The organism is Kitasatospora sp. SUK 42 (assembly GCF_015776785.2).
Classification (GTDB): domain Bacteria; phylum Actinomycetota; class Actinomycetes; order Streptomycetales; family Streptomycetaceae; genus Kitasatospora.
In genome coordinates this window covers 190,387-209,209 of record NZ_LFMD02000003.1, presented here as the reverse complement: position 1 = coordinate 209,209, position 18,823 = coordinate 190,387, and the positions used below count along the sequence as shown (strand labels likewise).

Genomic DNA, 18,823 nt, shown 5'->3' with positions numbered 1-18,823 from the left:
ACCGCACCGGGAGCGCCCGCGTGACCGTCACCGCGCCCCCGACGGCCGAGGGCCTGCTGCTGCGGCCCTTCGAGGACGCCGACGCCCCGGCGCTGGTCGAGGCCTACCGGGACGAGACGCTGCGCCGCTTCACCCGGAGCCCGGTGGCCGACGCCGAGGAGGCCGCCCGCTGGCTCGGCCAGCAGTACGAGGGCCGGGCGGCGGGCACCCGGTACAGCTTCGCCGTCCTGGAGGCGGGTGAACTGGTCGGCCAGGTGGTGCTCAAGCGCGGCGCCCCCGGCGGGGAGACGGCCGAGGTGGGGTACTGGACGGCGGCCCCGGCCCGTGGCCGGGGAGTGGCCCCGCGCGCGGTGGAGGCCCTCACCGTCTGGGCCTTCGACACCTTCGCCGCGGACGGCCTGGTCCGGATCGACCTGCTGCACGAGGGGGACAACGCCGCCTCCTGCCGGGTCGCGGAGAAGAGCGGCTACGCGTTCACGGAGATCGTCCCGGCCTTCCCGCCCTACCCGCTGGACGGCCACCGGCACTCCCGGAAAAGGCTGGACGAGGCCCAACGGCACAGGTCAGAGTAGGCGCATGGCTTCTCTGGTACGACATGTGACGATCGATTGCGCCGACCCGTACGGCCTGGCACGGTTCTGGGCCGAGGCGCTGGACGGCACCGTGGGGGAGGACGACAACCCGGGCGACGAGGAGGCGGTGGTGAACTCCGCCGGTGCCTCGTTGCTCTTCATCCGGGTGCCCGAGGGCAAGTCGGTGAAGAACCGGGTGCACCTCGACCTCCAGCCGCAGGACCGCAGCCGGGACGAGGAGGTGGAGCGCCTGACCGCCCTGGGCGCCACCGTGCTGGCGGACCACCGCACCCCGGACGGCAAGGGCTGGGTCACCCTCGCCGACCCGGAGGGCAACGAACTGTGCGTCGAGCGCAGCCAGGCCGAGCGCGTCGCCACCGGCAACGCCTGACCGCCTGACCGGTTGGCCGGCTGAGCGGTTGGCCCGCCGGCCGCCCGTTCGACCGGTCAGTCCGGCCACTCGCCCCTGGCCGCCCGCCAGTTCCACGAGGACTTGCGCGGGCGGCCGTTCAGTTCCCCGCGCCCGGTGCACCAGAGCAGGACCTCCGCCGGGTGCGCGTCCGGCTCCTCCGGCGCGTCCGGGAAGAGCCGGTCGAGCACGAAGCGGCACAGGTCGGCGGGCGGCCGCCAGGTCAGGCCGAGGCCACCGGTGATGTCGTGGGTGTGCAGCAGGGTCTCGGCGACGCCCATCGCGGCGAAACCGAGCGGCTCGCAGGGCCCGTGGTGGTAGGCGCGCAGCTCGGGCGGGGCGGCGTCCAGGGCGGTGGCGAGGAGCCGGCCGGCGGCGGTGACCACGGTGAGCACCTGGGCCGGGTCGGCCTCGGGCCGGACGGTGAGGTCGAGCGGGAGGTAGCGCTCCCGGGGCCGGGCGGCGAGCTGGCCGGCGTAGGCGAGCAGGTCGTGGGCGATGTGGGCGGCCGTCTCGCGGCAGCTCCACTCCAGCGGCCCGGCGGGGACGTTCCAGTCGCGGTCCCCGGTGTGCGGGGCGAGCGCCGCCAGCGAGGCGTCCAGGGCGGTTCGTACGGCGTCACCATTGCGCATGATCACTCCTTCGGCGGACCGTCACACGATAGGCGTAAGCCCCGGGCAGTCGCTGGGAGTTCATCCGATAATCGACTCTGACCGGTGCGTCGAGCGCGCCTGCGCCCCCACCGCCGGGCAACACCCCAGGGCAACACCACCGAGTAACACCACCGAGCAACCAGGCAGGTACCCCATGGCCAGAATCGCCGTGATCGGCGCCAACGGAGGCATCGGCAGCGCCATCGTCGCGGAGGCGGCCGCCCGAGGCCACGAGGTCACCGCCGTGGTCCGCGACCCGGACCGCTACCAGGGCGCCGCCGCCTCCGTGGAGCGCGGCGACGTGCTGACCCCGGCCGACGTGACCCGGGTCGCGGGCGGGCAGGACGTCCTGGTGAGCGCCGTCGGCGGCGGCGACGGCCCGGGCCACGTGGCACTGATCGAGCCCGCCGCGCGCTCCCTGGTCGAAGGCCTGCGGGCGCTCGGCGACGGGGCGCCCCGGCTGATCGCGGTCGGCGGCGCGGGCAGCCTGGAGACCGCACCGGGCGTACGGGTCTGGGACGCCCCGGGCCTGCCGGAGCCGCTCCTGCAGATCATGCACGCGCACGGCGCGGCGCAGGACTACTACCGGGCGGTCTCCGACATCCGCTGGACGGTGCTCAGCCCGGCCGCCGAGATCGGCCCGGGGGAGCGGACCGGCCGCTACCACACCGGTCTGGAGCAGCTGCTCACCGACTCCGAGGGGCGCAGCCGGATCTCCATCCCGGACTACGCGGCCGCCCTGCTGGACGAGATCGAGCAGCCCGAGCACATCGGGGAGCGCTTCACCTGCTGCGCCCTCTGACGAGGCGCCCCGTGGCAAGGCGCCCTGTAAGAAGGCGCCCCGCGACGGGGCGCCTTCTCGCGGTAGCGTCAGCCCAGCTGGACCGACCGCTTGGCCAGCCCCATCCAGAACCCGTCGATGACGCTGCGCTGGCTGCCGAGGTCGGCCTCGCCGGCACCGAGGGTGACGAACAGCGGGGCGAAGTGCTCGGTGCGCGGGTGCGCCAGCCGTCCGGCCGGGGCCTTGTGCTCGAAGTCGAGCAGCGCGTCCAGGTCGTGGGCGTCCAGGGCCCGCTTGCCCCAGTCGTCGAACTCGGCCATCACCGAGGTGATCCGGCCGTCGCTGCTGAGCGCCCGCAGGTTGTGGGTGAAGAAGCCGCTGCCGATGATCAGCACGCCCTCGTCGCGCAGCGGGGCGAGCTTGCGGCCGATCTCCAGCAGCCGCTGCGGGTCGAGGGTGGGCATGGAGATCTGGAGCACCGGGATGTCGGCCTCCGGGTACATCTCCACCAGCGGCACGTAGGCGCCGTGGTCGAGCCCGCGGTCGGGGATGTCCTGGACGGGCGTGCCGGGGGCGCGCAGCAGCTTGCGCACGCGCTCGGCGAGCTCCGGCGCGCCGGGGGCGGCGTACTGGACCCGGTAGTAGTGCTCGGGGAAGCCCCAGAAGTCGTAGACCAGCGGGACGGTCGTGACGGCGCCGACGGCCAGCGGGGCCTCCTCCCAGTGGGCGGAGACCATCAGCACGGCCTTGGGCCGCGGCAGGTCGGCCGACCAGGCGGCCAGCTCGCCCGGCCAGATCGGGTCGTCGGCGAGCGGCGGCGCGCCGTGCGACAGGTACAGGGCGGGCATGCGCTCGGGGGCCGCGGCGCTCATGGCGTCCTCCTCGGGGTCGAACCGTCGCGAGTAGTTCAAATTTGAACCTCTCCTCCAGACCGTACACCCTTAGTTCGAATTTGAACAATGGGAGTACGCTTCACCCCATGTCCTCACTGAACGAACCCCGCTGGCTCGACCAGGACGAGATGGCCGCCTGGCGGGGCTTCGTCACCGCGAGCAACCTGCTCAACCGACGGCTGGAGCGCCAGCTCAAGGAGGACTCCGGCCTCTCGCACCAGCAGTACGAGATCCTGGTGCACCTGTCCGCCGCCCCCGGCGGATCGCTGCGGATGACCGAGCTCGCCGACAAGCTGGTCACCTCCAAGAGCGGCCTCACCTACCAGGTCACCCAGCTGGAGCGGATCGGCCTGGTCGCCCGCCGCTCCTGCCCCAGCGACGTGCGCGGCGTCATCGCCGAACTCACCGACCAGGGACGGGAGACGCTGCGCCAGGCCGCCCCCGGGCACGTCGCCCTGGTGCGCGAGCTGCTGATCGACGTGCTCACCCGCGAGCAGCTCGCCGTGCTCGCCGAGGGCCTCGGCGAGGTCAGCGCCCGGCTGAGGCAGGACGACACGCCCTAGCCAGGCCCTACTCCCCGAGCGTCGCCGCCCGCTCCCGCAGCAGCTCCCGCTCCCGCTCGTTGCGGGTCAGCTCCGCGGCCCGTTCGAACTCCGCCCTGGCCTCCGCCGCCCGCCCCAGCCGGGCCAGCAGATCGCCCCGCACACTCGGCAGCAGGTGGTAGCCGCTCAGCGCCGGCTCCGCCGCCAGCGCGTCGACCAGCTCCAGCCCGGCGGCCGGCCCCCGGGCCATCGAGACGGCCACCGCCCGGTTCAGCGCCACCACCGGCGAGGGCGTCAGCACGAGCAGCCGCTCGTACAGTGCGGCGATCGTCCCCCAGTCGGTGTCCCGGTACCGCCGCGCCTTGGCGTGGCAGGCGGCGATCGCGGCCTGCACCGAGTACGGCCCGGTACCCGCCCGCTCCAGGGCGTCGAATCCGCGCCGGACCAGCAGCCAGTCCCAGCGGGCCCGGTTCTGCTCGGCCAGCAGCACCGGCCGCCCGTCCGGTCCGGTCCGGGCCGCCGTCCGCGAGGCCTGGAACTCCAGCAGCGCGGCCAGCCCGTGCACCTCCGGCTCGGCGGGCATCAGCCCGGCCAGCACCCGGGCCAGCCGCAGCGCGTCCTCGCACAGTTGCGGGCGGAGCAGGTCGTCCCCGGCGGTGGCCGAGTAGCCCTCGTTGAAGACCAGGTAGACGACCTCCAGCACCGAGGACAGCCGCTCCGCCCGGTCCCGCCCGTACGGCACCTCGAAGGGCACCCGTGCCTGCGCCAGCGTCCGCTTCGCCCGGACGATCCGCTGCGCCACCGTCGACTCGGGCACCAGGAAGGCCCGGGCGATCTCCGGGGTGGTCAGCCCGCCGAGCAGCCGCAGGGTGAGCGCGATCCGGGCCCGCGCCGACAGCACCGGGTGACAGGCGGTGAAGATCAGCCGCAACAGGTCGTCGTCGATGTCGTCCGGCTCCACCGGCTCCGGCGGCGGCACGTCCTCCAAGGACCGCCCCACCTCGGCGAGTTTGCGGGCGTACACCTCCCGACGGCGCACCAGGTCGATCGCCCGCCGCTTGGCGGTGGCCGTCAGCCAGGCGCCCGGGTTGTCCGGGACGCCCTCGCGCGGCCACTGCTCCAGCGCGGCCACCAGCGCGTCCTGCGCCAGCTCCTCGGCGATGCCCACGTCCCGGACGATCCGGGCGACCCCGGCGATGATCCGCGCGGACTCGATCCGGAAGACCGTCTCGACGGCCGCGGCCGACTCCCTCTCCGTCACGGCCACCCATCAGAGCAGCCGACGGCGAGGGAGGCAACCGCGGGCGTGATCGTCACCGCGGGGGCTGCGGCATCTCCTCGATCTGCCGGAGCTCCGCCTCGACGGGCCAGTGCACCGGGTGGACGCTCAGGAAGCGGCGGGTCCACTCCAGCGCCTCGGCCTTGTCCTTGCACTGCAGGATGGCGTAGCCGCCGACGACCTCCTTGGTCTCGGTGAACGGGCCGTCGGTGTAGCCGACCTTCCCGTCGTTCCAGGTCAGCCGGGTGCCCTGGGAGGTCGGGGTCAGCCCGGCGGTCTCCAGCATCACCCCGGCCCTGGTGATCTCCTCGAACAGCGCCCCCATCCGCTGCTCGAAGCCCGGGTCGGGCTCCCAGCCCTCGCGGGCGTTCTCGTCGATGCGGACCAGCGTCATGAAGCGCGGCATGGCGACTCCTCGGTCGGACGGGCGGGGTCCCTCCCCGCCTCTCACCCCTGCGTCGAACGGGCGGGTGCCGGATCGACACCCGTCCTGAGGAATTCTTCCGCCGGTTCCGGTTCCGGGTCCCGCGGGCTGAGCCGTCCGTGACCGGGCCCGGGTCCCGCGGGCTAGCCAGTCCGTGGCCAGGCCAGTCCGTGGCCAGGCCCGTCCTTCGCCGGGCCCGTCCGTCGCCAGGCCCGGCGAAGGGCGTCCCTACCCCCGGGCCTTCGGCCGCAGCTCCGGCGGCAGCGGCTGCGCCCCGGAGAGCCGGACGGCGGTGCCGCGGGCGAGCTCGAAGGCGGCCGCCGGGTTGTCGGAGGCCGTCCACGGCTTGCAGCCGCAGTACGGGCCGATCGCCCGGAACTGCTCCAGCGCGACGTCGTACAGCTCCGCCCGGCCCGCGTAGTCCGCGAGCAGGTGGCGCAGCACGGTCAGCCGCTGGTCGTCCGGCCGGACCTGCGCCAGCGCGGCCGCGACCTGCTTGAGCCGGCGCTGCCGCTCGTCGCCGGTGAGCGAGCCGAGGGTCTTGCGCAGCTCCAGCTCGTGCAGCGCGTGCAGGTAGATGCCGGGCAGCGGGCTGCCGGCCGGGGCCGTGTCCATCGCCCGCTCGGCGAAGGCCGTCATCTTCCTGTCCGAGCCGAACCACTTGGCGCACCAGTACTGGAGGGCCTGCACGTGGCCCGCGTAGTGGTGCGGCGCCCGAGCGGCCAGGCCGTTCCACAGCTCCTCGAACTGCTCGGGCTGGTACTGCGCGCCGCGGGCGGCGGTGACCATGACCACCCAGGGCGCCGGGTTGGCCGGGTCGAGCAGCGAGGCCCGCTTGGCCGCCTCGATGGCGGCGGGCAGCATCGCCCGGAAGGCGTTCATGTCCTCCTCGGGCACCTCGTGGCCGTACTTGCCGCCCCGGATCGCCCAGGCCGCGTGCACCATCCGGTTGGCCTCCAGGGCGGCCGCCTCGCAGTCGCCCGGGTCGGCCGCGCGCCAGGCCTTGAGCCAGGCGTCGTCCTGGTCCGCGATCGAGTCCAGCAGCTCCAGCCGGGACCAGCGCTCGTCCCAGTCCTGCCCGGCGGCCGCGACGTACTCGGCGGCGGCCCGCCAGTTCCCGGCCCAGGCCGCGTCGGCCACCGCCTGCGACTCCTTGCGGCGGTGCGGGGCCGGCGGCGGGCCGGCCCGGTCGGCGTCGAGCCGGTCGAAGGGGACGAGTCCGTAGGCCGGGGCGTCGAACTCGGTCCGGCTCCAGGTCGCGGCCTTGGACTTCCTGGCCCTGGTCACGGCGGCGGATATCGCGATGACCAGCACGATGATGATCAGATGTGTCACGGCCGAGCATCATCCCTGGTCGCGAGGGGTGCGGGCAACGTGGTTCCAACCGCTCGCCCGGGGTGGATTTCCGTGCCAACATGCCCCATATGGGGACGATCCTGCACGGCACTCTGGTCACCCTCCGCCCGGCCACCGCCGACGACATCCCGGAACTGGTGGCGATCCGCAGCACGCCCGAGGTGTTCGCCCGCTGGCGCGGCGGCGACGACCTGGCCGACGTGGTCGCGGGGGAGCTGGAATCGCCCGACACCGAGACCTTCGCGATCGAGCTCGGCGGCCGGGTGGTCGGCGCCGTCCAGTGGTACGCCGAGAACGACGACGAGTACCGGCACGCCGGGATGGACCTCTACCTCGACCCGACGGTGCACGGCCTGGGTCTGGGCACCGACGCCGTGCGCACCATGGCCCGGTACCTGGTGCACGACCACCACTACCACCGGCTGGTGATCGACCCGGCGGCGGACAACGCGGCCGCGATCCGCTGCTACGCCAAGGTCGGCTTCCGCCCGGTGGGCACCATGCGCCAGTACGAGCGCGGCCCGGACGGCAGTTGGCACGACAACCTGCTGATGGATCTGCTCGCGGACGAACTGCTGGACGGCTGACGGCGGTTCACCGCGGCTCCGGGGCCCGGTGCAAGGGTGTACAGACATCTTGTCAGCCGATCGCCCTGACCTGTACAGACACCTCACCGCCACAGGAGCGATCGGAACTGCTCTCCTGGCGTTCTTCCCGACGTACCGAGCGGTAGCTAGCGTTCCCCCGCCAATCCCCGGCGGCCGGTCACCCCGGCGCCGGGCCCACCGGATTGACGGATCCCTCCCCAGGAGAACGCCCATGCTCTCGCGTCGCACGGCCACCGCCCTCACCTCGGCGGCCGCCGCCGCACTGCTGCTCGGCGGCACCGCCCCGACCGCATCCGCCGCCTCGGCGAGCCCGACCACGCTGTCCGTCCTCGCCTTCAACGTCGACCTCGGCACCGCCATCGTCGACAGCACCCAGAACGAGCAGGCCGCCCGCCGCACCCCGGTGATCGAGCAGCTCATCCGCCAGCACAACGCCGATGTCGTCATCCTGGACGAGCAGTTCAACAACAGCTCGACCGCCGACATCAACACCAAACTCGCCGACCTCTACCCGTACCGCACCCCGGTGGTCGGCCAGACCTGTTCCGGCGGCGGCTGGACCGGCGTCAGCGGCAACTGCTCCAACTCGTGGTTCGTCATCAACGGCGGCACGATGATCCTCTCCAAGTACCCGATCACCGCCCAGTACGCCCACGTGTTCAGCAACTCCACCTACGGCACCTGGGACTACCACGCCAACAAGGGCGCGGCGCTGGTGCGGGTGAACAAGAACGGCGGCACCGCCTGGGTGGTCGGCACCCACCTGCAGGCCGACGAGTCCGGCACCTCCACCGACACCACCCAGTCCACCCGGCTCGGCCAGCTCGCCGAGATCCGCGCCTGGGTCGACGGGATCGCCGGCAGCGGCGCCCCGGTGCTGATCGGCGGGGACCTCAACGTCGAGTACTTCCACGGCCAGGGCCGCGGCGACTACACCAACGCCCAGAACGCGGTGAACGGCGTGCTCGGCACCCCGGCCACCGACCCGAGCCAGACCCGCACCACCATGGACTGCCCGGTCTCGTCCTGGTGCCAGTACATGGCGGGCGTCGAGACCTTCCCGGCCGACTACCGGGACGACCTCGACTACATCGGCTACCTCAACGCCCCGGGCCGCCCGGTGCCGACCGCGATGTCCAACGTGAAGGTCGACTTCGACCCGCAGGCCGGCTGGGCGCCGGGGCAGCTCGACACCAACGCGCCGAGCGACCACTACCCGGTCGAGGCCACCTTCCAGCTGAACTGACCCGCCGCGCCGGTGCCTTGACGTCAGACCAGGTCGGACACCGGCTCGGGCCGGGCCAGGTCGGACCGGGTCAGCCCGGACCGGGCCGGGTCGGATCGCGTCAGGGTGGCCGGAGCCGGATTCGGAGCCGGATTCGGGCAGCCGCAGGAGCGCCGCACCACCAGCTTGGCCGGGAAGGTCCGGGCCCCGGCGGCGCGGCGCTCGGCCCCGCCGAGGACGAGCTCCAGCGCGGCGCGGGCCATCTCGTCCTGCGCGGTGGTGACGGTGGTCAGCGCCGGACCGGCGATCACCGCCTCGGCGATGTCGTCGAAGCCGGCCACCGCGAGGTCCTCCGGCACCCGGATGCCGAGGTCGTCGGCGGCCCGCAGCAGGCCGATCGCCTGGTCGTCCGTCGCGCAGAACACGGCGGACGGCCGGTCGGGCCGGCTCAGCAGGGTGAGCGCCTCGGCGTGTGCCCGGACCCGGTCGAACGGCGCCGCGGTGAGCCGCCCCTCGACGGGCAGCCCGGCCTCCGCCAGCGCCGCGGCCCAGCCGGCCGTCCGCCCGGTGACCGGGTCGTGCGGGCTGAGCGCCAGGGTGCCGCCGAAGCAGTGCACCTCGGGGTGGCCGTGGCCGAGCAGGTGGCGGACCACCTCGCGGGCGCCGCCCTCGTCGTCCGCCACCACGGCCACGCCCTCGGCGGTCTCCGCCCGGTGGTGCAGCAGCACGACCGGGGTGCCGTCGGCCGAGTCGAAACCGGTCAGCCCGGGGGTGGCCGGGTCCTGGGTGACCAGGATCAGGCCGTCCACCTGCATGCCGAGGAAGGCCCGGATGTAGTGCGCCTCGCGCTCGTCGGCGTAGTCGGAGTTGCCGATCAGCAGCAGCCGGCCGTGCTCGGCGGCGGCCTGCTCGACCGCGTGGGCCAGCCCGGCGAAGAACGGCTGGCGGGCGTCCGGCACGACCATCCCGAGCAGGTTGGTCCGCCGCCGGGCCATCGCCTGGGCGACCCGGTTCGGGCGGTATCCGAGCTCCTCGACCGCCGCGAGCACCCGGGCCCGGGTGGCCGGTGCCACCGGGCGCGGCCCGTCGTTGATCACATAACTCACGACCGCCGTGGACGTCCCCGCCACCCGCGCCACATCGTCCCGTGTCACCCTCGCCATGACCATTGAGCCTACACAGCCCCTCCGACCAGCCCCTTTCCCCTGTCGGTGGCGATCCCCGGACGGCCCTCCCGGCTTGCGGGGCGGGTGGCGCCGTGCCGAGGCTGGCGGGACGGGCGGCAGCCGGTGCCGCCGCTGCCGACCGTGGGAGCAGGTCGATGAGCACGCCGCCGCACCGCCGCACCGACCGGCCGCACCGCCGCACCGCCCGGCCCCCGCGCCCGACGGCCCGGCCGCGGGTCCGCCTCCACACCCGGGTGCGGGCCGTCAGCGCGACCCGGCCGAAGGTCAGGCCCTGGAGCGCGTACGCCGTGGTGGTGGTGATCGCGCTGTCCGTCACCGCCGGGCTGCTGTTCTACCTCAACGAGCGCTCCAGCCGCGGCCACGCCCAGGTGGTGGGCGCCGCCCCCGGCCCGGACCTCCTGGAGGTCGACGTGCTGCTCCAACGGGTCGACCCGGCCGCGCAGACCGTCACCGCCAAGGTCCTGGTCCAGCCGCACGGCGCCCTGCGGGTGCCGGGGGACCAGCTGGTCCCGGCGCAGGACGTGGTGCTGGAGACCACCTCGCTGGAGCAGACCTCGCTCAGGTATCCGGCCGGGCAGCGGATCGGTTCCAGCCCGGTGTCCTTCAGCCTGTTCGACGGACGGGTCACCGACTACCCCTTCGACGGCTACCAGGTGCAGATCGGCTTCCGGGCCACCGCCGGCGGGAGGCCGGCGCCGGTGGTGATCGGGGTCGAGGAGGCCGACCCGTTCTTCGCCTTCACACCGGGCGGGACGGAGACCGAGGGCGACGCCGCCCAGGTGACGGAGCGGATCAGCCGCTCGCGCAGCACCTTCATCCTCGCCTGGTTCATGATGGCGGCGATGTGGGCGCTGGCCCTGGCCGTGCTGCTGGCGGCCTGGCTGATCGTCCGACAGCGGCGCGGGATCGTCTGGCCCGCCCTCGGCTGGATGGCGGCCACCCTGTTCGCCCTGGTCGGCATGCGCAACGCCGCGCCCGGCAGCCCGCCGATCGGTTCGCTGCTGGACTACGCGGCGTTCTTCTGGGCGGAACTGCTGGTCGCGGTCGGGCTGATCATGGTCGTGGTGCGCGGCGCCCGGGTCGAGGGCGCGCACCGGCCCCAGCCCCTCTAGTAGGCGTAGTCCGCGGTGACGTCCGCCGAGAGCCGGAGCGCCCGTTCCGCCCCCGGCCCGCGCAGTGCGAGCAGGGTTTGGGCGAGCGCGTCCACGGCGGCCAGGTGGGCGAGGCGGCTGGCCGTGGTCTCCAGTCCGAAGACCAGGTCCTGGCCGCCCGCGACCAGGGCGCGGGTGGCCGTCTCGGTGAGCGGGGAGCGGGCGTAGCTGGTGAGCGCCAGCACCTCGGCCCCGGCCTCGCGGGCGCGGCGGGCCGCGTCCACCACGCTGCGGGTCGAGCCGGTGTGGCTGACGGCCAGGCAGACGTCGCCCGGCGCCAGTGCGGCGGCGGCCAGCTGGGCGGTGATCGGGTCGGCCGGGGCGTCGACCAGCAGGCCGAGCGCGCGCAGCCGGTACGCGAGGTCCAGCACCACCGCGCCGGACAGCCCGGCGCCGACCAGCACCACCCGGGAGGCGCCGTCCAGCAGCCCGGCCGCCGCGCGCAGGTCGCCCGCGCCGAGCGTGGCGGTGAGGCCGTCCAGGGCGGCCCGGGCGGCGCGCAGGGTGTCGGCGAGCGCCCGGGCCGCGGGGTCGTCGGCGTCCCCGGTGGTTCCGGCCTCCCCGGTCGCGCCGGGGGCCCCGGCGGGGGAGGGGGCGTGCAGGGCGGCGGCGATCTTCAGCTCCTGGTAGCCCCGGAAGCCGAGCCGCTGGCAGGCCCGGACCACCGAGGAGGGGGCCGTCCCGGCCAGCGTCGCGACGTCGCTGACGCTCAGGTGCACCAGGCCGGTGCCCCGGTCCAGCACCACCTGGGCGACCCGCGCCTCGCTGCCGCGCAGCTCGCCGAGCCGGGCCCGGATCCGGGCGGCGAGCTGGGACTCCAGGGGCGTGAATTCGGAATGTCCTTCCATGGGTCTAGGGTAGCGTGGAATTCGGTTCCAAGTGGTTCCGGACGGTTCCACACGGTTCCGAGCGGTTCCAAGCGTTTTCACGCCCGTCGCTGTCCGGCGGGCCGTCGGAGGGGAGCTTCGTCATGTCTGGACTCGGATCGGCCGTGCCGGCGGCCGTGCTCGCGGCGGCCGTGCTGCACGCCGTGTGGAACGGGCTGGCGCACCGGATCCCGGACAAGCTGGTCGGCTTCGCGCTGATCAACCTGACCTACACCGCCTGCGCCCTGGTCCTGGTCGCGGTCAACCCGCTGCCGGCCGCCGCCTCCTGGCCGTACCTGCTGGCCTCGGTCGCGGTGCAGGTGACGTCCACGGTCCTGCTGCTGCGGGCCTACCAGCTGGGCGACTTCGGGCAGATGTACCCGATCGCCCGCGGCTCGGCGCCGCTGCTGGTCGCCCTGCTGTCCGTCACCGTGCTCGGCCAGCACCTGGGGGCGGGCGAGCTGGTGGGCGTGGCGGTGATCTCCTGCGGACTGATCGGGCTGGCCTTCGCCCAGGGCATACCCGGGCGGGCGCAGCTGCCCGCACTCGGGGCCGCCGCCGGTACGGGCGTGATGATCGCGCTGTACACGGTGCTGGACGGCAGCGGCGTCCGGCACGCCGGTACCGTCGGCGGCTACGTGGCCTGGCTGTTCCTGCTCCAGGGGCCGACGCTCGCGCTGATCGTCCGGGCCCGGCGCGGCCGTTCGCTGTTCACCGGGGTGGGCCGGGTGCTGCCGGTGGGCATCGCGGGCGGGGTGCTGTCGCTGACGGCGTACGGCCTGGTGGTGTGGGCGCAGTCCCGGGGCAACCTGGCGACCATCGCGGCGCTGCGCGAGACCAGCATCGTGATCGCCGCGCTGATCGCCACCGTGGTGTTCCGGGAGCGCCTGGGACGGCTGCGGTTGGCCGCAGCCGTCACCGTGCTCGGCGGGATCGCCGTGCTCGAACTCGCGCGCCCCTGACGCCCGGCCGGTGCTACGCGGCGTCGGGCACGATCACGGTCAGCGACGTCTCCTGCAACAGGAAGCCCAGCGACTCGTACACCCTGCGGGCCGGGTTGCCCTCGGACACCACCAGGTGCACATCGGCGAGCCCGCGTGCGGCGGCGTCCGCGATCGCCAGGCGCAGCAGGTCGGCGCCGAGGCCGCGGTAGCCGCGCTCCGGGTGGCGGAAGACCTCGGCTATCCACGGAAGGCCGTCACGGTCGGTCAGCACCAGCCCGCCGACCACCCGGTCCTCGGCGTCCACGGCGAGCAGGCTGGAGGGCAGCACCGGGCCGATGGCCTTCCCGGAGAGCAGCGGGCCGATCCGCTCCGCGACCGCCTGGGCGTCGTCGCCGGGGAAGTGGTCCACGTGGCCGGGCGCGAAGGCGGCCCGCCAGGGCTCCAGCAGTTCCTCGGGCGCGCGGTCGCAGGGCACCGCCCGCAGGCCCTCGCGCAGCGGGGCCCCGGCCCAGTCGGCGGGCGGCGGATCGGCGCGGAGGTCGCGCCGGAAGCTGTGGGCGTGCCGGAGCACCTTCGCGCCGCCGTCCACCAGCCGCCGCCCGAGTTCGGGGGTGCCGGAGACCACCCAGCCGGGCAGTTCGGTGCGGATGAACTCCGCCGCGTCCACCGATTCGTCCAGTACCTCCAGCAGGTCGGCCCAGGGCCGACCCTCCCGCTCGCCCAGCTGGTAGCGCAGCACCGGCGCCCCGTCGCTGCCCTGCTTGACCACCCAGTCCGGCTCGGTCATGGCCCCACCTCGTCCTTGAGATCGTTCGTCGGCGGCTCATGCTCACCAGATTCGGACGTTCGGGGCAACAGGTTTTCGGCGGCGGCCCTCCGGGCGGCGGGTGTTCAGCCCACCGTGGCCGCGCGGAGGCAGAGCACGTCCGGCAGGTGGGAGATCAGCAGCGTCCAGGTCTCGCCCTCGTCGCGGCTGCCGTACACGTCGCCGGTCCGGTTGCCGAAGTAGATCCCGGCCGGGTCGGCGTCGTCGGTGCGCAGGGCGTCGCGCAACACGATGCCGTAGTGGTCCTCGCCGGGCAGGCCGTTGGCGAGCTGCTCCCAGCTGGTGCCGCCGTCGGTGGTGCGGAAGACCCGGCAGCGATGGCCGGGCGGGATGCGGTCGTCCGAGCCGCCGAGCGGGAAGAGGTAGGCGGTGTCGCCCCGGCGGGGGTGGGCGGCGACGGCGAAGCCGAACTCGGCGGGCAGCCCGTCCACGATCGAGCGCCAGCTCCCGCCCCAGTCGTCGCTGCGGTAGACGCCGCCGTGGTTCTGGAGGTAGAGCCGGTCGGGGTGGACGGGGTCCGGGGCGATCTTGTGAACGCACTGGCCGAACTCGGGGTACTGGCTCTCCGGCGGGAAGAACTCGGCCCGCAGCCCGGTGTTGGAGGGGGCCCAGCTCTCCCCGCCGTCCTTGCTGCGGTAGACGCCGCCGCTGGAGACGGCGACCAGCAGCCGCTGCGGGTCGCGCGGGTCGGTGAGGATGGTGTGCAGTCCCTGGCCGCCGTAGCCGGCGCCCCACTCGGGCCGCTGGGGGTGGTTCCAGAGCGACTCGACCAGGCCGAACGTCTCGCCGCCGTCGGTGGAGCGGAACAGCGCGGCGGGCTCGGTGCCGGCGTAGACGACCCCGGGGGCCTCCGGCCCGGCCGGCTGGAGCTGCCAGACCCGGGTGAGCGAGGCGCCGGTGGACCCGGGGAAGCGGATCGCCGGCCGCGACGGTTCGTTCCAGCTCGCGCCGAGGTCGTCGGAGCGCCGGACCGAGGGCCCCCAGTGACTGCTGTCGGCGCCGACCAGCACCCTGGTCCGGCCGTCGCGGCGGTCGATCGAGACGGAGTAGATCGCGTTCATCGGGAAGTGCGGCCCGTTGAAGTCCCAGTTCAGCCGGTCGCGGCTGCGGCCGAGAAAGAGGCCCTTCTCGGTTCCGACGGCCAACAGCACCTCGGTCATGCCTCACACCACCTGGTCACGAGTACGGCCCCCGGGACGCCTCCTCCCCGACTGCCAGTGTCCCGCCGTCCACCGATGGCCACACTTCGCCGCGCCGCCCCTCCGGGGCCGCTGCTACCCCCGGCAGCCCTCCAGCAGCCGCAGCCACACCTCGCTGATCGTGGGGTACGACGGGACGGCGTGCCAGAGCCGGTCGATGGGCACCTCGCCGACCACCGCGATGGTGGCCGAGTGCAGCAGTTCGGCGACCGCGGGGCCGACCAGGCAGGCGCCGACGATCACCTCCCGGTCGAGGTCGAAGACCGCCCTGGCCCGGCCGCGGTAGCCGTCGGCGTACAGCGAGGCCCCGGCGACGGAGCCGATCTCGTGGTCGACGGCCTTGACCCGCAGCCCCAGCTGCTCGGCGGCGGCCAGGGTGAGGCCGACGGCGGCGACCTCCGGCTGGGTGAAGACGACCTGGGGCGCGCCCGCGAGGTCTGCGGACGCGGAGTGTGCGCCCCAGCGCGAGGTGTCCAGCGCGAGCCCCTGGGCGCGGGCGGCGATCGCCGCGCCGGTGATCCGGGCCTGGTACTTGCCCTGGTGGGTGAGCAGCGCCCGGTGGTTGACGTCCCCCGCCGCGTAGAGCCACTCGCCGTCCACGCCGAGCACCGTGCAGCTGTCGTCCACCTCCAGCCAGCCGCCCGGGTGCAGCCCGACCTGCTCCATCCCGATGTCGGCGGTGCGCGGCGCCCGGCCGGTCGCGTACAGCACCTCGTCGGCGGTCAGCGTGTCGCCGTCGCCGAGGGTCAGCACCACCGGCCCGGAGGCGTCCGGGCGCTCCAGCGCGGTGACCTCCGTGCCGAAGCGCAGGTCCACCCCCGCCTCCCGCAGGCCCTCGGCGACGAACTCGCCTGCGAAGGGCTCCATCCGCGGCAGCAGCCGGTGGCCGCGCACCAGCAGGACGACCTCGGAGCCGAGCGCCCGCCAGGCGGTGGCCATCTCCACCCCGACCACCCCGCCGCCGACCACCGCCAGCCGCTTGGGGACGGTCGCCGAGCCGGTCGCCTCCCGGTTGGTCCAGGGGTGCGCGTCCGCCAGGCCCGCGACGCCGGTCGGCAGCACCGGGCGGCTGCCGGTGCAGACGGCGACGGCGTGCCGGGCGGTGAGCACCCGCTCGCTGCCGTCCTCGGCCTCCACCGTGACGGTCCGCACGCCCGCCAGCCGGCCGTGGCCGCGGACCAGCTCGATGCCGGTGTCCCGCAGCCACTGCACCTGGCCGTCGTCCTTCCAGTTCGAGGTGAAGGAGTCCCGCCGGGCCAGCACCGCGGCCGCGTCCAGCCGCCCGCCGCCCACCGCCTCCCGGGAGCCGGCCACCGCGCGGGCGTCGTCCAGCGCGGCCACCGGGCGCAGCAGCGCCTTGCTCGGCATGCAGGCCCAGTACGAGCACTCGCCGCCGACCAGTTCGGACTCCACGATCACCGTGCGCAGCCCGGCGGCGACCGTCCGGTCCGCCACGTTCTCGCCGGTCGGCCCGGCCCCCAGGACGATGACGTCGTACTCCTCGGTGGTGCTGCTGGTCATGCCCGTCCTCCGTGGTCTCACTGGCCGCCCCGCGCGTGCGGCGGGGGCTGCGGCCGCCGTTGGTCCCGTACCCGAGCCTGACCCGGACCGCCTCCGGCGGCCACTCCGCGCGCCCGGGCACGACGTGCGCCCCATCCTGCGCCGTCGAGCCTCCTCCGCGCGGGTGAACACGCGAACGCGGACACGACCTAGACCGCCGCGAGTTCCGCCAGCACCGCCGCCGTGTCGGCCGGGCGGGAGAACATCGGCCAGTGCCCGGTGGGCAGTTCGCGCAGCTCCCAGTTGGGCCCGGCCATCGCGGCGAAGTACGGGTGGCCGGCCGCGATCATCTCCCGCACCTGGTCGAGGGGGAAGGAGCAGGACACCAGCGCGTGCGGCAGCGCGGCCGCGGCGCCGGTCAGCCGCAGCTCGTCCCGGTACGCCCCGACCGGGTGCGGGGTGAGCCGGGTGCGGATCCGTTCCAGCGCGGCCCCGTCCAGGCCCTCCAGGCTGGAGCCGTGGGATTCCATGAACTCCCAGGACGGCATCGGGAGGCGGCCCTCGACCACCGCGGCGTCGGCCGCCGCCCGGAAGTCGGGCTGCCACAGGTCGTACACCGAGGTGCCGTCGGGCATCGGACCGCTGTCCAGGTAGACCACCCGGCGGATCCGCTCGGGCATCCGGTCCGCGACCCCGCCGACCGGGGCGCAGGCGCCGCTGTGCGCGACCAGCACGACGTCCCACAGGTCCTCGCGCACCAGCCGGTCGGTCAGGTCGGCGATGTGCTCCTCCAGCCCGAACACGCCCGGCTCACCGGCCCGTTCGGCCAGTCCCGGCAGGCTCACCGGGTGGACCGCGTGCCCGGCCGCGCGCAGTGGCGCGGCCACCTCGTCCCAGGCCCAGGCACCGAGCCAGAACCCGGGAACCAGTACGAACGTGCTCATGGCGGATCGCTCCTTCCGTGGTGGGACCCCCGTCACCCCGGACTCTAGGATCGAATCCGGACAGAACTCACCCGGATTTCCCGGCCCGGAGGCGGCGAACCCGATGGAACACCCGATCAGCCGTGTGCTCGCCCTGCTGGAGCTGCTCCAGGACCGCCCCGGCCTGACCGGCGCCGAGCTGGCCGCCCGGCTGGAGGTGGACGAGCGCACCGTGCGCCGCTACGCCGCACGCCTGGCGGAACTCGGCATCCCGGTCCGGGCCGAGCGCGGCCGCTACGGCGGCTACAGCCTGCTGCCCGGCTACCGGCTGCCGCCGCTGATGCTCAACCCGGACGAGGCGGCCTCGGTGGTCCTCGGCCTGCTGGCCGGCCGCAGCTCGGGCCTGTCGGTGGGGGAGCGGGCCGCCGAGAGCGCGCTCGCCAAGATCCAGCGGGTGCTGCCGCCGCAGCTGCGCGAGCGGGTCGCCGCCGTCGAGCAGACGCTGGGGCTGAGCGCCGCGCCCGCCGACGGCCCCAGCCCGGCCGCCGCCGCACTGTTCACCCTGGCCGAGGCGGCCCGGCGCAGGCGCCGGGTGCGGCTCGCCTACCGGGACCGCGAGGACCGGCGGAGCGAGCGCGAGTTCGACCCGTACGGCCTGGTCTTCCACTCCGGCCGCTGGTACACCACCGGGCTCGACCACCGCAGCGGAGAGCCGCGCACCTTCCGGCTGGACCGGATCGAGCGGGTCGAACCGGGAGATGCGCGGTTCGAGCCGCCCGAGGACTTCGACCCGGTGCAGCGGGTGGTGGAGTCGCTGGCCGGGGCGCCCTGGCGGCACCGGGTGGAGGTGGAGCTGCACACCACCCTGGCCGAGGCGCGGCGCCGACTGCCGCCCGCGGTCGGCACGCTCACCGAACTCGCCGGGGATCGGGTGCTGCTACAGGCCCGGGCCCAGAACCTGGACGGCGTGGCGGTGCTGCTGGCCGGCCTGGGGTGGCCGTTCACCGTCCGCGAGCCCGCCGAACTGCGGGCCGAGGTCCGGGCGCTCGCGGCCAGGCTCGCCGCCTGGGGCGAGGACCCGCCGTGACGGCGCGGCGAAGGTCGCGGCGGAGGGCGCGTCGAAGGACACCGCGGAGGGCACCGCGAGCGGCGCCGCGAAGGGCATGACGAAGGCCCGGGGAGCAACGGCGGTTTCTAGTGGTCGTTGCAACACGTGGTCGGTTGTCTAGGCCGCGAGGAGTTTAGCCAGGCGCTCGGCTGGGGTTTCCCAGCCGAGCGTCTTGCGTGGACGGCGGTTGAGCTGGTCGGCGACGGCCGCCAGGTGTTCCGGGGTGTGGACCGACAGGTCGGTGCCCTTGGGGAAGTACTGCCGCAGCAGTCCGTTCGTGTTCTCGTTCGAGCCGCGCTGCCAGGGGCTGGCCGGGTCGCAGAAGTAGACCGGGATGTCGGTGGCGAGTGTGAAGTCGCGGTGGCGGCCCATCTCGC

General features: G+C 74.4%; 21 protein-coding genes. 9 read left to right on the top strand and 12 right to left on the bottom strand.

Translation table 11 applies throughout. The features are described from left to right. Positions 1-20: 20 nt before the first annotated feature. Both RZ50_RS10550 and RZ50_RS10545 read left to right on the top strand, forming a co-directional pair. A complete protein-coding gene (locus tag RZ50_RS10550) occupies positions 21-572 on the top strand; it encodes a GNAT family N-acetyltransferase (protein WP_308271579.1) in 552 nt (183 codons plus the stop codon). 4 nt (positions 573-576) lie between these two features. Continuing rightward, complete coding sequence (locus tag RZ50_RS10545; RefSeq protein ID WP_196951896.1) at positions 577-963, top strand: VOC family protein; 387 nt, start codon at positions 577-579, stop codon at positions 961-963. A 56-nt stretch (positions 964-1,019) separates the two neighbouring features. Here the strand turns inward: RZ50_RS10545 and RZ50_RS10540 are convergent, their stop codons facing one another. Continuing rightward, positions 1,020-1,613 (bottom strand): maleylpyruvate isomerase N-terminal domain-containing protein, encoded by a 594-nt coding sequence (locus tag RZ50_RS10540; protein ID WP_196951895.1) that lies wholly within the window; start codon positions 1,611-1,613, stop codon positions 1,020-1,022. 175 nt (positions 1,614-1,788) lie between these two features. Here RZ50_RS10540 and RZ50_RS10535 point away from each other — a divergent pair, with 175 nt between their 5' ends. Beyond that, entirely contained in the window at positions 1,789-2,436 is a 648-nt protein-coding gene (locus RZ50_RS10535) for an NAD(P)-dependent oxidoreductase (protein ID WP_196951894.1), read from the top strand. A gap of 68 nt (positions 2,437-2,504) precedes the next feature. Here the strand turns inward: RZ50_RS10535 and RZ50_RS10530 are convergent, their stop codons facing one another. Continuing rightward, positions 2,505-3,287 (bottom strand): dioxygenase, encoded by a 783-nt coding sequence (locus RZ50_RS10530; RefSeq protein ID WP_196951908.1) that lies wholly within the window; start codon positions 3,285-3,287, stop codon positions 2,505-2,507. A 116-nt stretch (positions 3,288-3,403) separates the two neighbouring features. Here RZ50_RS10530 and RZ50_RS10525 point away from each other — a divergent pair, with 116 nt between their 5' ends. Beyond that, positions 3,404-3,871, top strand: a complete 468-nt coding sequence (locus RZ50_RS10525; RefSeq protein WP_196951907.1) for a MarR family winged helix-turn-helix transcriptional regulator — start codon at positions 3,404-3,406, stop codon at positions 3,869-3,871. Positions 3,872-3,878: 7 nt separating this feature from the next. On the opposite strand, the gene RZ50_RS10520 is transcribed toward RZ50_RS10525, so the two are convergent. The 3 genes from RZ50_RS10520 to RZ50_RS10510 all read right to left on the bottom strand — a co-directional run bounded on the left by RZ50_RS10520 (position 3,879) and on the right by RZ50_RS10510 (position 6,888). Beyond that, positions 3,879-5,111, bottom strand: coding sequence for an RNA polymerase sigma factor (locus tag RZ50_RS10520; RefSeq protein WP_196951893.1), 1,233 nt, complete (start codon positions 5,109-5,111; stop codon positions 3,879-3,881). Positions 5,112-5,163: 52 nt separating this feature from the next. Continuing rightward, on the bottom strand, positions 5,164-5,535 hold the full coding sequence (locus tag RZ50_RS10515; protein ID WP_196951892.1) for a YciI family protein: 372 nt from the start codon (positions 5,533-5,535) through the stop codon (positions 5,164-5,166). A gap of 246 nt (positions 5,536-5,781) precedes the next feature. Continuing rightward, positions 5,782-6,888 (bottom strand): hypothetical protein, encoded by a 1,107-nt coding sequence (locus RZ50_RS10510; RefSeq protein WP_196951891.1) that lies wholly within the window; start codon positions 6,886-6,888, stop codon positions 5,782-5,784. 89 nt (positions 6,889-6,977) lie between these two features. Here RZ50_RS10510 and RZ50_RS10505 point away from each other — a divergent pair, with 89 nt between their 5' ends. Next, positions 6,978-7,496, top strand: a complete 519-nt coding sequence (locus RZ50_RS10505) for a GNAT family N-acetyltransferase (RefSeq protein ID WP_196951890.1) — start codon at positions 6,978-6,980, stop codon at positions 7,494-7,496. A gap of 232 nt (positions 7,497-7,728) precedes the next feature. After that, on the top strand, positions 7,729-8,763 hold the full coding sequence (locus RZ50_RS10500; RefSeq protein WP_196951889.1) for a sphingomyelin phosphodiesterase: 1,035 nt from the start codon (positions 7,729-7,731) through the stop codon (positions 8,761-8,763). A gap of 23 nt (positions 8,764-8,786) precedes the next feature. Here the strand turns inward: RZ50_RS10500 and RZ50_RS10495 are convergent, their stop codons facing one another. Beyond that, the gene (locus tag RZ50_RS10495) at positions 8,787-9,905 is read right to left on the bottom strand and encodes a LacI family DNA-binding transcriptional regulator (RefSeq protein WP_196951888.1); all 1,119 of its coding nucleotides are present in this window, start codon (positions 9,903-9,905) and stop codon (positions 8,787-8,789) included. A gap of 158 nt (positions 9,906-10,063) precedes the next feature. Between RZ50_RS10495 and RZ50_RS10490 the strand changes: the two genes are divergently transcribed. Beyond that, positions 10,064-11,041: a DUF4436 family protein gene (locus RZ50_RS10490; RefSeq protein WP_196951887.1), complete on the top strand. Its 978-nt coding sequence runs from the start codon at positions 10,064-10,066 to the stop codon at positions 11,039-11,041. Here the strand turns inward: RZ50_RS10490 and RZ50_RS10485 are convergent. Beyond that, entirely contained in the window at positions 11,038-11,928 is an 891-nt protein-coding gene (locus RZ50_RS10485; RefSeq protein WP_196951886.1) for a MurR/RpiR family transcriptional regulator, read from the bottom strand. The genes RZ50_RS10490 and RZ50_RS10485 overlap by 4 nt on opposite strands. Before the next feature lie 122 nt (positions 11,929-12,050). Here RZ50_RS10485 and RZ50_RS10480 point away from each other — a divergent pair, with 122 nt between their 5' ends. After that, positions 12,051-12,908, top strand: coding sequence for a DMT family transporter (locus RZ50_RS10480; RefSeq protein WP_196951885.1), 858 nt, complete (start codon positions 12,051-12,053; stop codon positions 12,906-12,908). A 13-nt stretch (positions 12,909-12,921) separates the two neighbouring features. On the opposite strand, the gene RZ50_RS10475 is transcribed toward RZ50_RS10480, so the two are convergent. From RZ50_RS10475 to RZ50_RS10460, 4 genes are all read right to left on the bottom strand, one after another. Further along, a complete protein-coding gene (locus tag RZ50_RS10475) occupies positions 12,922-13,677 on the bottom strand; it encodes a GNAT family N-acetyltransferase (RefSeq protein ID WP_196951884.1) in 756 nt (251 codons plus the stop codon). 104 nt (positions 13,678-13,781) lie between these two features. Next, positions 13,782-14,876 (bottom strand): sialidase family protein, encoded by a 1,095-nt coding sequence (locus RZ50_RS10470; RefSeq protein ID WP_196951883.1) that lies wholly within the window; start codon positions 14,874-14,876, stop codon positions 13,782-13,784. 114 nt (positions 14,877-14,990) lie between these two features. After that, positions 14,991-16,436 carry an NAD(P)/FAD-dependent oxidoreductase gene (locus tag RZ50_RS10465; protein WP_254802445.1) on the bottom strand — a complete coding sequence of 482 codons (1,446 nt, stop codon included), beginning with the start codon at positions 16,434-16,436 and terminating at the stop codon, positions 14,991-14,993. Between the two features lie 188 nt (positions 16,437-16,624). Beyond that, positions 16,625-17,359 (bottom strand): alpha/beta fold hydrolase, encoded by a 735-nt coding sequence (locus tag RZ50_RS10460; protein WP_196951881.1) that lies wholly within the window; start codon positions 17,357-17,359, stop codon positions 16,625-16,627. 103 nt (positions 17,360-17,462) lie between these two features. On the opposite strand from RZ50_RS10460, the gene RZ50_RS10455 reads away from it, so the two are divergent. Beyond that, the gene (locus RZ50_RS10455; protein WP_196951880.1) at positions 17,463-18,425 is read left to right on the top strand and encodes a YafY family protein; all 963 of its coding nucleotides are present in this window, start codon (positions 17,463-17,465) and stop codon (positions 18,423-18,425) included. 138 nt (positions 18,426-18,563) lie between these two features. Here the strand turns inward: RZ50_RS10455 and RZ50_RS29045 are convergent. After that, positions 18,564-18,823, bottom strand: a 260-nt coding sequence (locus tag RZ50_RS29045; RefSeq protein WP_254802444.1) for an IS30 family transposase, incomplete at its 5' end; no start/stop codon positions are given.

What these genes read in the sequence shown, in the direction of transcription:
- RZ50_RS10545 (WP_196951896.1), top strand. Translation starts at nt 577, where the DNA reads ATGGCTTCTCTGGTACGACATGTGACGATCGATTGCGCCGACCCGTAC.
- RZ50_RS10540 (WP_196951895.1), bottom strand. Translation starts at nt 1,613, where the DNA reads ATGCGCAATGGTGACGCCGTACGAACCGCCCTGGACGCCTCGCTGGCG.
- RZ50_RS10535 (WP_196951894.1), top strand. Translation starts at nt 1,789, where the DNA reads ATGGCCAGAATCGCCGTGATCGGCGCCAACGGAGGCATCGGCAGCGCC.
- RZ50_RS10530 (WP_196951908.1), bottom strand. Translation starts at nt 3,287, where the DNA reads ATGAGCGCCGCGGCCCCCGAGCGCATGCCCGCCCTGTACCTGTCGCAC.
- RZ50_RS10515 (WP_196951892.1), bottom strand. Translation starts at nt 5,535, where the DNA reads ATGCCGCGCTTCATGACGCTGGTCCGCATCGACGAGAACGCCCGCGAG.
- RZ50_RS10505 (WP_196951890.1), top strand. Translation starts at nt 6,978, where the DNA reads ATGGGGACGATCCTGCACGGCACTCTGGTCACCCTCCGCCCGGCCACC.
- RZ50_RS10500 (WP_196951889.1), top strand. Translation starts at nt 7,729, where the DNA reads ATGCTCTCGCGTCGCACGGCCACCGCCCTCACCTCGGCGGCCGCCGCC.
- RZ50_RS10495 (WP_196951888.1), bottom strand. Translation starts at nt 9,905, where the DNA reads ATGGCGAGGGTGACACGGGACGATGTGGCGCGGGTGGCGGGGACGTCC.
- RZ50_RS10490 (WP_196951887.1), top strand. Translation starts at nt 10,064, where the DNA reads ATGAGCACGCCGCCGCACCGCCGCACCGACCGGCCGCACCGCCGCACC.
- RZ50_RS10485 (WP_196951886.1), bottom strand. Translation starts at nt 11,928, where the DNA reads ATGGAAGGACATTCCGAATTCACGCCCCTGGAGTCCCAGCTCGCCGCC.
- RZ50_RS10480 (WP_196951885.1), top strand. Translation starts at nt 12,051, where the DNA reads ATGTCTGGACTCGGATCGGCCGTGCCGGCGGCCGTGCTCGCGGCGGCC.
- RZ50_RS10475 (WP_196951884.1), bottom strand. Translation starts at nt 13,677, where the DNA reads ATGACCGAGCCGGACTGGGTGGTCAAGCAGGGCAGCGACGGGGCGCCG.
- RZ50_RS10470 (WP_196951883.1), bottom strand. Translation starts at nt 14,876, where the DNA reads ATGACCGAGGTGCTGTTGGCCGTCGGAACCGAGAAGGGCCTCTTTCTC.
- RZ50_RS10465 (WP_254802445.1), bottom strand. Translation starts at nt 16,436, where the DNA reads ATGACCAGCAGCACCACCGAGGAGTACGACGTCATCGTCCTGGGGGCC.
- RZ50_RS10460 (WP_196951881.1), bottom strand. Translation starts at nt 17,359, where the DNA reads ATGAGCACGTTCGTACTGGTTCCCGGGTTCTGGCTCGGTGCCTGGGCC.
- RZ50_RS10455 (WP_196951880.1), top strand. Translation starts at nt 17,463, where the DNA reads ATGGAACACCCGATCAGCCGTGTGCTCGCCCTGCTGGAGCTGCTCCAG.